The sequence below is a fragment of the Microbulbifer sp. MCCC 1A16149 genome, assembly GCF_050368945.1.
Taxonomy (GTDB): domain Bacteria; phylum Pseudomonadota; class Gammaproteobacteria; order Pseudomonadales; family Cellvibrionaceae; genus Microbulbifer.
The window spans coordinates 702,509-716,297 of sequence record NZ_CP185959.1 but is presented as its reverse complement, the minus strand read 5'-3'; the positions used below and the strand labels follow the sequence as shown (position 1 = coordinate 716,297).

1 protein-coding gene is annotated in these 13,789 nt (G+C 57.4%); it reads right to left on the bottom strand.

Annotation, left to right across the window (positions count from 1 at the left end):
• Nucleotides 1-33: 33 nt before the first annotated feature.
• Nucleotides 34-12,957, bottom strand: coding sequence for a hypothetical protein (locus ACONT6_RS02980; protein WP_428820349.1), 12,924 nt, complete (start codon nucleotides 12,955-12,957; stop codon nucleotides 34-36).
• Nucleotides 12,958-13,789 lie beyond the last annotated feature (832 nt).

The following is a 13,789-nucleotide window of genomic DNA, read 5'->3' as shown; positions in this document are numbered from 1 at the left end:
TCAATTTAAAAACTCGGTTAGAAGGACGGAACATCAATGGAATCCTCCCTGATCGCCATCGTTTCCTAATGCGCGATCCACACTGCGTTTAAGGCCATCGAGCAGCCCGCCCCGACTGGGCGGCGCCCCTCTACGCCAGAATATTTCGGTTTCGATATTGAGCGGGTAGCAACAATCCAGTGCCGCCCAGTCTTCCGCGATACGTGCCTTGATGGTTTCAAGACGCGCGTCTACCAGGGCCGGATCTTCATTTTCCGCCAGGTAAGACAGACGCAACACGGAAGGCGCATCTTGCAGTTTTTCCAGCAGCAGTTCTGTGCGCGAATGCCACTGCGGACGCAACTCGGTGGAACCGGGCTCAAATACCGCTTCCGCCAGGTCCAGACGTACCACGCGATGCAGGCTGGTACCGAAGTTGAACTCCAGCATCTTGCCTCGGGTGGCGCGCTCTACCCGCGGGTTTTCCGTGGTCAGGCGGTAGCCGCTCGGCAGGCTGCGGTCGTCCAGCTTCAGTACAAAGTTGGAACCGCGATCCGGGTTGGGTACTGCCGCACAGGTAATGTGGAAGCGACCGTGGGCGTCAGTGGTGGCCCGCAGGCCCTGCGCCGTCACCACACGCGCTCCCGGCACACCGCCTTCGCCGCTGTCCTGGTAACCGTTCAGGTTCTTATCGTCATACACCTTGCCGATCACATCGGTACAGTCGAAGGTCGGGTCAGGTACCACACGCACCGTCGCAGAAGCTTCACCGGAAGCCTGCTGGCCGGAGAGTTCATTGAACATACGTGCGCGGTTGACGTACTTGCCTTCGCCCACACCGGAGCCCACCACCAGCAGCAGCTTCAGGGTGCGGGTCTGCTCGCCCTCAGCGCGCAGATGCGGCCACTGCAGTTGCAGGCCATTTACTTCCGGCTCGACCGGGACACCATCCAGGTTTGCGGAACCAGCCACATACTTGAAGCCCGCGGGGAAGTAATCCACCAGCTGCAGGTCGGTCAGCGGCACCGCCATGGTGTTGGTAAAGGTGATGGTGTACGGCACCAGCTGGCTGCGGGTCACATTGGTCATGGCCGAGGTCTTGGTAAGCGCCAGCGCGCCTTCCAGCAGCGGGTCCAGGGCAATGTGGTTGTTGTACAGCTGGCTGCTGCCCGGCTGATTGGTGTCGTCCAGGTTCAGGCGCAGGTAGTAATCCGTTTCACTGGAACGCGCATCCATATCGATGGGCGGCGGCAGTTCAGAAAGCTGGATTTCACAGTGATTCGGGGTACCCGGAATCAGGTCCGAAGCACTGCCGAGACAGGCGCTTACATCAAAGGCGCCAGTTTCGGTACCGGTCTGCGGCGGAATGATCTGGGACGGGCCGGACATATAGTCTTCGTTCGGCACTTCCACTTCGATCAGGTAATCCGCATTCACGGCACAGGCCGCACTACTGAAGTTCAGGTCGAACTTGTAGTAACCGCCGGGCAGTGTCACCTGGTCCTGCTGCGCCGGATCCTCGAAACAGCTGTCCGGCAACGCCTGGCCACTGGAAGCCTGCAACATGCGGACACGGGCACCGGCGATGGGCGCGCGCACCACGGAATCGTAGATTACACCGTTGGGAGTAATCGGCAGATTCAGGTTCTGCGGGTTGGCACCGGAGCCGATATAGATCTCGCGGATCTGCTGCGGACCATTGGTGAAGTCGGAGCTGGCCATACCCAGGGACGCGGTGGACTCCACGGCATTCGGGGCCGAGTAGCGCAACTCGTAATTCGCGCCCGCCATATCCGCGCCGTCCATGTTCGGCACCAGGCCGGCAAACTGGAAGTAGCCGTTCTCGTCACTCCGTACGGTTTCCAAAAACGCGTTGTTGAAGTACAGGTCCACGGTCCAGTTGCTGAGCAGACGCTCTTCACTGTCCGCGGTTTCACTGAAGTTCACATCGTGCCACAGGTAACCGCTCAGGTTGGCGATGCCCGGGGTACCGCCGATATCGATGGCCACGGTGGCCTCGTTGTATACGGGCGGATCATTCCATTTCACCTGTGCGGTATTGAGCACGGTGTAACCCATCGCCAGGTTTTCGCCCAGCTTGGCTTCAAAGCGCAGGGTGATGGTTTCGCTCGGTTCCAGGTCACCGTAGTTGGTGCTGTAGTCGACGGTGATCAGCGGGCCGTCGACCATCACCCCATCGGGCTGGCCATTCAGGCGCGCTGAGTCTTCCACGTAAGTGAGTACCCCTTCACCTGCGGTGAGAAGGTCGTCGTAAATACTCACCAGGCTCGCGGGCACCGCACTGATGTTGGTAACACGCACGATGTATTCCAGCACCTTGCCGGACTCGGCAGCACCGCCACCGACTACCGCCACCTCTTTGGTGATGGACAGCTGCTGGGCATCCCCTACCACCACTTCCGTGGGCTGGGCGCCATTGCTGCTGTTGCCATCCGCATCGGACAGGGTCAGCGGCAGCTCGACGCTGTAGACACTGCCCTGGTTGCTGATGATGGTGCCGCGCTCGGTGTCGGCATTGACCATCACATCGAACACGATCGTCGCACTCTGCGCGGTAGTGATCACGCCCTCACCTTCCGCCGGTATCGGCGGGGTCAGGTCGTCACTGCTTACCGGCAGACCCGCCACCAGCGGCGACTCACCGCCGTTATCGGCCACGACCAGTCCGTTCAGGGTGGTGCTGTCGGCAACATAGGTGGTGTTGTCCGGCACCAGATCCACCAGGCGGACCTCGGTCGCGTCCTTGCCGCCCATGTTGCTGATGGTGATGGTGTAACGCAGCACGTCTTCCGGATCGACGATTCCAGAGGTCAGGTTATCCACCGCCAGTTCCACGGTTTTCTGTACCCGCAGCAGCGGCACGTTACCGACAATATCAATGGTGGGGTCATCAGCCACTTCCGTGGTCGGATCATCGGAAGGCTGCTCATCCACCGCCGTGTTTTCACCACCGGCGCCCAGACCATTGGCAAAGCCCTGGTTGGAAATCACGGTACCGTCGTTGACGTCATTGATGGTCACATCAAAGGTGATGATCGCGGCCTGGCTGCCGGACGCATCCGGGTCTGCCAGCAGCTGACCCTCTTCGGCATCGGGGGACTGGATAACCAGTGTCTGTGCCAGCGGCGTGCTGCCGTCGATATCGTCCAGCGCGACACCGTTCAGGGTGGTGGAACCGGCAACGTACACGGTGTTGGCCGGCACCTGGTCGCGCAGGCTGGCCTCGAGCATGTTCTCGTTACCGATGTTTTCCACGCGGATGGTGTAGCGCAGGGTATCGCCAGGCATCAGGCTGTCCGGTTCACCAGTGAGATCCTCGGAGGTTTTCTCTACCTTGAATACCGGTGCGGATTCGATGATCACGCGGGTGGGATCTTCGTCGCCGGCTACCTGCGGATCTGCAGCGCCATTGATATTCGGATCGTCACTATCGATCAGCGGCTGGCCGGGCAATTCCACCTGGGCCTGGTTCAGCACGGCGCTGGCGCTGTCGATCACATTGATCAACTGCACCTGATATACCAGCTGAATTTCTTCGCTGCCGCTGCCGGCCGCGCCCAGGGTAATGTTGCGCACATCTACCATACCGGAGCCATTGGTTCCGCCGTTGGCATTGGTTGCGGTGCTGTCACCGGCAGCAGGTGCGCTGAGCAGCTGCAGGGTGCCGGCCGCAAACAGTGCGGGCGCATTCAGGCGATCCAGCTCGTCGGTGATCGCAATGTTTTCCACATCCAGATCACTGAGGTTGCGCAGGGTCACGGTGTACTGCAGCACATCACCCGGTGTCGCGGTGGTCGCCGGGCTATCACCGGAGGTGATATTTTCCACAACCTTTTCGAATACCACGCTCGGCACAGCCGCGATCACCGTAAATACATCTTCGTGATCTTCTACGGACGGCGTGCCATCGGGCGGATCGGCCGCATACGTGCGCTCGTAAATGCGCGCATCCGGGCCAGTGCTGTCCCAGCTGTACCAGCGCTCGGCACCGGCAACATTGTCCAGCTCGGCACCGTCGACGGTGTTCTCATCCAGCCACGCATCATAGGCAAACTGCAGGTGATGGTCCGCTGGCAGTGCCGCAGCGGCACCGCTAGTGGTAAACGTCAGGGTGCAGTTTTCCGCATCAAATACCGTGGTGAAATCGTTGCCCTCGCTCAGGGTTGCCACGGAATTGCCACCGGCATCCACAACCGAGGCTGTGAAGTTGGCAGGCGGTGTCTCGCACATGCCGCCCTGTTCGGTGCTCGGCAGGAAATCCCTTACGGTCAGGTCCCAGGCCGGACCGGTTCCGCGGTTGTGCACATCCAGGGTGAAGCGTCCGGCGAGACCGGACTGAATCTGTGCATCGCCGGTTTTGGTCATCACCAGCTCGTAGGGTTCGACAATCTCGATGGGCGCCGAATACTCGCTGACCTCGCCCATGCCGCGACCCGCATCCGGATCGTCATTGGCATAGCTGTAGCTGTAACTGGCGCGGGAGCTAAAGGAATTACCAAACTGGTTCTGAGTGGTATCGCGCAGGCGCAGGGTCACATCGATGACCGCTTCGCTGCCCGCCTCGATATCGATACCGCTGGTGTTATCCACAATGGTCAGCAATCCGCCGTCCACAGAACCCTGCGGGTTGAACGGGATATTGCCCGATACTTGTGCGGCTTCCACAAACGCGAGATCCACCGGATCGATACCGGAGTCCGCGAGGTCCATCTGGATCGCCACATCGTGCAGCGCGCCCACCGCCGGAATCGTCAGGCGATAGACGAAGGGCTCGCCGATCGACGCCTGCTCCCGGGTAGTGGGCTCAACGGCAATCTGCAACGGCTCGGCGTCCGGCGTGCTGAACAGCACGCTCACCGCGTCGCTGGGGCCGTACGGCTGGCGGTTATCCAGCACCGCACCTTCGGGGATCTCGCTTTCGCCGAAGGAGTAATACCATTCGATGTAAGCGTTGTTGCCGATTTGCAGGCCAGCTGCGAGATCGCTGTCGGTGGTAACCCGGTAGACAACCTCGAGCACACCGCCCACGGGAATTTCGTTAACGAAATTCCATACGGTTTCACCGGTGACAGCATCAAACGTCGGCTGCAGCGGATTCGTTGTACTGCCGTTGACGGAAACAGTCTCAACACCGGCCTTGCGCATGCCCACCGGAATCACATCCCGCAGCACAATGTCGTACGCCGGTGCAGTACCGTTATTCGTAACGGTGGCGGTAAAGGTGATCGTCTGGTCCGGTGTCAGCGCCACGGTGCCGTCGGGGGTAGCCGTGAGTGCAAATTCCAGATCCGGTTGCAGCAGGTTCAGCACCTGCTCTGCCAGCAGCGGGGTGCTGGGACCGGCGGCAGTATCGAACTGGAAGCTGGCCGCGTTGCGCATCTCGATACTGGCGGCATTCAGCGGCAGGACATCCCGCTGTACACGCGTGCGGTAGGTAATCACCAGTTCGTCACCGGCGGTATTCACCAGGGAACCGAAGTTCCAGATAATTTCACCTGCCGCCTCGGCCATTGGCTCCTGACCCAGGTCGTAAGTCATGCCGTCCGCAGCAATGGAAACTGTATCTACAAACACCATTCCTTCTGGCAGGGTGTCGGTGACGATCGCATTCGGCAAGGTGCCGCGCTGCGCACCGAGACGCAGCTCGTAGGTCACCAGGTCGCCGATACGCAGTTCGCCATCGTTGAGCGGCGCGGTTTCACTGATGACATTCTTCTCCAGTGTCGCCGTGTTGTTAATTGCCAGCGGCGGCAACTGCTCGGGACCGAGGAAGTAATTGTTCAGCGCCGCCGGGTCCGGCATACCGGAACCGTCGCGCTCGACATGTTCCGGTGCACCGGCCTGGCTGGTCCACTGCACGCTGGTGCTGCCGGTCAGCTCCTGGCCAGCGAGCACGCTGTCGAGAACCCGAACGTCAAATTCCAGGGTGCGGGTTTCACCAACGGGAATATCGGTGTTGGCTGCCGCACCCCAGTTCAGGCTCTGCGCGGTATCAATACCATCACCGGTAATAGCCGGGTCGGCAATGGACACACCGTTAAAGGTTGCACTGCCCGCTTCATAGGCCCAGCCAATACTCAGTTCTTCCAGTACAGAAAGGTCGTACGCGGTGGAACCATTCGCGCCCTGCTCCGCCAGTGCCAGGCTGAAGTGATAGATATCGCCGGCTACCGGTTCGGGATTACCACTCTGGTTGACCGCGCTCTGGGTCAGGGCCAGTTCCGGTTCGACGATGGTGAGGGTCGCGGAACCGCCACCCATTTCCGTCACCACACCGGCTTCGTCATAGGTATAGGTAGCACTGATATCGTAGGTCTGACCGGACTGGGCAGCGTCAACATTGGCAACCCAACCAGTAAACACAATTTCACGCACTTCGTTGGGCGGAATATCGCCCACGTCGATGGTAAATACCTCGCCGTCTGGAACGGTAATCGGATTACCACCGATGGTGACGGTATCCAGCACGATCACTGTATCGCGGCCCTGGAGGGTATTTTCTACCTGCACATCCGCCAGGGTGGAGCTGGCTATGGGGCTCGCCGGTACCGTGATGCGATAGCTGATCGGCTCACCGATCGGCGCACGACCATCGGCAGGTTCCATCAATTGCAGCGTCAGGTCTTCCGGATCTGCCACGGAGGTCATCAGCTGGAAGCAGTTCGCAGACAGCGCAGATTCACAAGCCGGTGAAGTACCTTCGTACAGGCGGCTGCTGGTGCTGTCGATATCGTTGGAAACGTACTTGTCGATATGGAAGCGGTTGTACCACGTGTGGCCGCTGGGAATATCGAGGTTCAGACCGACTTCGTAATCGATCTGGATGGTCGCACTTTCAGGAACTACATCGGTGAGGGTAAATTCGATAATGCCCGCATTCACCGTGTGGGTGTAGTTCGCGGCTACATTGTTAATCAGTACCTGAGTGACATTGACAGTACCCTCATTGAACTCCGGGTTAGCCGGGTCGATATTCAGGGTATCCGCAATCACCATACCGTAGGCCGGCGCACCGCCCGTGTTCTGTGCCTGCAGACGGAAATTCATCACCTCGTTGGCGATATCCACAACCGTGTGCGGGCTGGTAACGCCGGAGCGGGAATCGGTTTTCTGCAGGTCGGTCATACTCGGTTGTACGACCCAGATGCTGGCCTGATCCTGCAGCAATGCTGTAGCGCCGTCGTAAGTCAGCTCGGCACTATTCGCGCGCTCGATTTCACCGCTGCCCGCCGGGAATACGGTTTCATCGTCGAGCACCACAGCGGTATACACGATGGTGAACGGCGGTGTGGAGTCACTTTCCGCATCGATATCCCCCAGTTGCCACTGCAATGTGCCTGTCGCACCGGGTGCGGGCTCGATCGGGATCTGGGAACAGGTAAACCCGTTGATGCCGCAATCAATGTTATCCACAGACACCAGTTCCAGGCCCGCAGGCAGCTCGTCGGTCACTACCACATTGCGGGTAACGCCGGGCTGGATACCGAGATTCAGGGTGTATTGCACGGTATCGCCGATACGCGCGCGATCCGCCGCACCCCAGGCATCGGAGACGGCAGTTTTGCTGAAGTCGGTGCTGTCCTGGGTGGCTACGGTTTCATTGATAAAGGTGCAGTATTCGTTCGGTGCGACAGTATCCGGGCAACCCTCGCCATGACGCTGGTAATCGCCCGGATAGCTATCCTGACCGGGTACACCGTAATCCAGTGAGGTCCAGTCGACGTGCACGATATTTTCGATCTCGCTACCGAATGCGGACAGTACTGTGGTGTTGTAAATCAGCGTGAGGGTTTCACCGGGGGCGATATCCAGGCTGTTGTCGCCATTCTCGCGCCCCCACACAAACGCACCGTCGGCACGCGTGCCCGGCATATAGTCGGCACCGTCAACAGTCGCGCTATCCAGTCGCAGCTGCTCTGGCAGCAGGTCTGCGATATTGACGTCATAGGCGGTTGAAACATTCGCACCGGTGGCGTTGGTAATCTCGATGGTGTAATCGAGTAGATCACCACTGACCGCACTCGCGGCACTTGCGGTTTTGGTGACGGTCAGTGCCGGCTCGGCCACTTCAATCGGAGTGACATCATCTGTCAGTGTGGTCGGCGCGTTCAGGTAATCCAAGTCCGCGCTGTTGGAAAGCGCAGTGCCAGCAACCACAGTACCGGTATTCTCGATACGGGCCACATAGTAGATGTGGATAACCGGATCGATGGCATTGGTGGCACCGTCTCCGGTGTCATCCTCGGTTTCGGTTTCAACCTTGCCGATATTCCAGGTCAGAACCCCGGTGTCGCCGTTTTGCGGCAGTGCACCGGCAAACTGTCCACAGGCGGCATCCGGCGCCTGGTCATTGATAGTGCGGATGGTGCTGTCGTATTCACAGCGGATTTCATAGCCGTGTGCAGGATCGGCGATGGCGTACCCCGCAGACATGGTGTCGGTCACGACCACATTTTCGGTCACGCCTTCCGGGAGGCTGATATCCAGGCGGAAGGTGCGGTGTGCGCCGATGGCGCGGGATTCAGGGGTGGTACCGTTTTCGGTGACATCCTCTTTCAGCAGCGCAAGACCACCAATTTCGGTGGAGTCCTCTGCACTTATTTCATAGTCATTGGTGGCATCACCGGTATTTTCTAGTTCACCGATACGCATGCCGTCAATGGCGCCGTCGACGCCAATATTGCCCGTCTCGTTGAGGGCAATAGTATTATGTGGCAGAGACTGCCAGCGCGCTTCAATTGTATTGCCCAGTACTTCGTGGGGAGCCACATCCGCGCCAGTATCATCTTTACCAACCACACGCACCTTGAAGCTGAACGTGACGCTCTCACCCACGGGAATTGCATAGGGGGCGGCATGACGGTCGGCTTCGGTATCATCACGGAACTGAAAAATCGGCGCATTGGTGTCGCCATCGAGATACTCGACTTCGAGAGAAGCCGGCCCCTCTTCACTGCCTTCTACATAGCGGTACTTGGTATTGCGCAGATCATCCAGGACTTTCAGGTTGTACGCGATTGCAGACGTCGCGCCATCTTCATTATCCGCATTGGTCGCGGTCACGTTTATGGTGATGACATCATCCGCATCCACCTGCTCAACGGTGAATTCCTTGGTCAGCGTAATACGGGGGCCCAGTACGTTCAGGCTGATGGGATCAAAAACAGCGGGTTCCTGCTGGACACCGTTTTGATCTTCATAGGTCATCTGCGCCACACCGCCCGGATTGGTCAGTGTCGCACCGTGGAAAGTGACATCACTGTTTTCCACACGCGCAACAAAGGTCAACTCGATGGGGAATAGCCCTTCGTACTCAGGATATTTTGATGGATCGTAATCGGTGAGGAACTGGCTTCCATAGCGCCACTCCACCACATTTTCATCACAGGTGGTGCCGTTTTTCGGGGTGGTTGGACCGTCGCCAGCACCAGGGTTCCAGGTAGCATCCGGATCCAGGTCCCGCAGGTCGACTTCATCTACTTCCACACAGCGCAGCCCTTCCGGCAGCTCATCGCGGAAGGTCAGGTTACGCAGCTCTGCGGCAGGTACGGTACCAATAAGACGGAAACGTACCTCTTCACCAACGACGACATTGACGCGATCATCTGGACCAATAACCGGAGTGCTGGGGCTAACACCGGATTGGGTAGGTGCGCCGGTGGCAGTGGTCGAAACTTCGACCACTGCTTTGGGCTCTGCGTCCACACTAATGATACGCATGGTCGCATCATCAGTGCCGCAATGTCCGGTCGTATCTTCATTGGTACAGTAGATTCTCGCACCACCAACCCATTCCGCCTGAGGTGCTCCACGATCAGGCACGATGCCGGTCGCATCGGGGTGGTTGACATTTTCAATGCGTTCATCGTTCTGATTTCCCGCCAGGGCTCTCAAGCTATCGTAGCGGAAAATGGCTGCAGTATTGGCAAACGTCTGATTCGGAACTACTGTACGGTGCGGAGTAACCCGATAGAACAATTGCACAGTGTCGCCGGAATCGATCTGCTGCAGAGCAGCGGAAGATTCGTAACTGAAAGTGATATAAGCAGGATCACCATTCAGCCTACAGTGGATATCCGCATCGGGGTTGGATGGATCGTACTGGTAGTCATTGGCACCCACATTATTGATGCCCACTAGACCGTTATCACCCTCGGGAGTGTTACTCAGTCCATCTTCGGTGAACGGCCATACACACATCTGCGGGCTCTGCAGAATATCGGTAATCACTGTATCGTAGGCCGGTGCAGCAGTCGGGCCACTCTCCTGCTCGTTGGTAACCGTCAGGCGATAGACAAAATCATCGAACTTACTACCATCGACCTCCTGATCTTCCCAAGCGCAAGCATCCAAATCCTCACCGGCGCGGCTGAAATTACATACTTCCTTCACGATATGCAGTTTAGGTTCAGTAATTTGCAGCTGCGCAGTCCAGTCTGGCCACTGCGGGTAACCCGGGTAGCTGCTGTTACACTGATTGGTAGCCAAAGGATTCCAGTCATCCCCTTGCTTGAAACACGCAGCCTGACTGCCGCTACCGTCGTTAGCAATTACCTCATCAAAAATGGTTACCGGAACACCGGCTACCTGCTTCTCCGATTCGTAAGTAACTCGGAATCTGGTGCGCCCGTAATCCACACTAAGATTGCTGTGCAGGTTGGGACCTGCCACCTGATCCACAGCGTTATTTAGCAAGCGCGAAGTCATTTCTGCCAAGAACCAGTAGTTGCGCTCGGTAACCTGGGTTCCTCCGAAGTCCCAGGTTAGGTTTTCCTCACTCAACTGTGCACCTGGCGTAAAGCTAACTGGCGTGATGATCTGATCACACCTTGACTCGGGTGATACCGCGTTCAGCCCGGAACTATTACATGCCTGCCTTACCTCGCTGATAAAGCCCTGACGACCAGTGTTGCTATCATCACCGCCAGCGTGATCAGGCGTTGCGTCCGCAACCTCGATACTGTCGACAGTGATGTCCCAACCCGGTGTTTTGAAACCGAACCATCCACCAGCAAAGATTTCAAACTCACAATCTTCGCCCACGAGAATCTGGGGAGGCACATCTCGACCATTACCATCTCCGCTTGCCCGGTTTCCGACCTCCACACAAGAACCTGGTACGTAGCGCTTGAGGAGATTGAAGCCTAGGGCTCGTGCACGTACCGCGTCCAGAGTGTAATTGTTCGCTAACTGCTGAGAGGGCGTAGTGCCATTAATCGTATCATTCAGATTTGCAGGCGTCGGATACACCAGCGCCTCGCCCACTCCCTGAGGATTATCTCGATCACTGTTGTCCGCCAGACGTACTTCGCCCACTACATCTGCACGCATGGTGATGTCATCGTAGGTAGCGCCGTGATTTTTCTCTACCGCAAAAACCAGTTCGTGTTGGCTCAACGGCCCTACCGGCCCGACATCACAGCGAAACACTGACGCAAGCTCAGGTAGCGGATTGCCATCAGCGTTATGATCAGTTGATCCGTCGGAAGGGGGAATATTCCACAGAGGAACCTGCCCATTCCCATCTGGGTGCTGAGGGGGGTTGGAAGTGGCACTACAGCTTGTTGGAGGTGTTACCGCGAGGCCGTTGCCGAAGGTCACATACAGGAGATAGTCGGATGCAGTGTGGCCACCGCTATTACGGAAATCCACGCTGACCGAAGTCGGCCCCGTATCCCGAATGATGTACAGCGGCTCCGGGATATCGACGTTGAGGTTTTCCGGGTTGGGGGTAAATTGCTGGGTAACTACCTCATCAGAACGCGCAGATCCATTTTCATTACTGTTACAGAAATCGCTCCACTGAACCCGCAGGCGATTGGTCAGTTGCCCCATCGCTTGCGGGTCAAGCGTACCGGGACTCAAGCTTTCATCATTTTCATCCAGGTCCGCCATACGATCGTAGTAGGTCAATGACCCATCTTGATTAACCTGTACGATACGGAAGGTGATAGTTACCACATCTCCGTGGCGCATCAGATCTTCCTGATAAGCTTGCCCATTCGAAGTCTCGCCAGCGCCGTTACCTTCGCTGGACAAATAGAAGTTGGGTGCTTTCAGTGCAGCGTTATCCAGATAGGTGGTCTGATCGGCCGTAGGAGCCACGCGGTTGCGCCAGTCGATACCCGCTACACGGCCCGCGTAATTACTGTAATTATCCGCAAAGGAGGAAATCGTGAATTGCGGCTCGAAATTGGGGTCGAGAATATATTGATCCGGCAGAGTATTGGTCAGCTCCACCTGATTGACTGTACCACCCGTGCGATTTTCGATCGTAATGGTGACCAGCCCTCTCATACCGACCGGCTCGTTCGCATTTAGACCGGTAAATTCTACCTGGTAGTTGAGGTTGCCATCGTTATTAAAGCTGCCGGCATTACCCAGTCCCTCTACGAGGTTAGGGCTGGAACGCACGGCCAGGGTCGACTGATTGCCCGGGCCATACTGAGGGAAATTCCCCTCGATGCTCTGGATAATACCGGCAATGCCGCCCACCGGAGTCGAGTTATCTAAGGCCAGGCAGCCCCACTGCACGTTGTCAGCCACATTGGTTTGGTTGACACACGAGTTACGCAGGGTACCTGCGATATACACCACCCTATCATCGCCAGGGGCGATCGGCAGCGGAAAGCCAAAATCATTTTGCAGATGGCTTCCATTCAATTCATCACCTGAAACCGCAGTACAGGAAGCACCCAGGGCGCCACCATTGGCGACGGTTTCCGCCTGTCCTTCGTCGCGACAGACTGCGAGCACATCCATGTTTACAGTTGGCGCCATGGAGTCATCAAAAATGACATCGTACATAGGCTCAGCGCCATTGTAGTTGTCGATAGTGACACGCCAGATAACTCCGTCATCTTCGTGACCGAATATCGTATTACCAGCTAAGTCGGGGTCGTTCGAGAAGGTACCGCGGGGCATACCAGCGTCTACGTTACGTCCGGCTTTGGCCACACCTGGACGAGGCTCCTCAATAGCTAAGGTGAAATTATTAAAAAACGGCCCTTCGGCATAAGGCGCTCCACCGTAGCTATAATTTTGCCAGTTCGGACTTCCCCAGCCTCCGGTACGAGTGCGAAACTCGCCGCCCTGACAGTTTCCGTAGTCAAACTCTACACGGGTCGAAATAGCTCGAGAGATGGCAATAAGTGCTTCCTGATCAAAGTCCCTCTCGTCCAGGTTGAAGCTTATCGTTCTGCTGTCGGTGCGGGCGATGTCCCCCAGATTCCATGTCAACTGCGACCCGCTCTGCCCGGCGAAACCAGCTGAGTGACCGCTGGTACCGTAAACCGAAACAACTTGCTGCAAGTCCACAACAACCGTTACACCGTCAAATCCGCGATCACCGGAGTCTAACGTCTGGCTTTGAGCCGGCAGATTTACCGCGTCCCAACCAGTGTTGTTACTGATGGAGAGCTGAATTTGGCCGCCACCACAAAGTTCACAGTACCCGGTATCGAGAGTGACCTGAACATTGGGGTCAGGGCAGTACTGAGCGGCCGCCCAGGCTCCGGCGCCAGGCAGGAAAGCCCCCAGACAAGTCAGGACAAGACCTGTCAGTGCATTTCTGAATGATTTTCGCCCAGTTACTTCAGACTTCATCGCGTTCCGCTGCCAGTCAAAAATTTGAATTTGCCAACTGCCGCACAGGCGGCACCACGGGAGGAGGACCCGGTCGCGGAACTTTATTTCAAGGGGGGAGTCGGCGCCGTGAAGCAAGTCATACTTGCGCGCCAGGGAGGGAACTTTTTCTACGTTTGCCAAACAGTTCTCAAGTAAAGCTAAG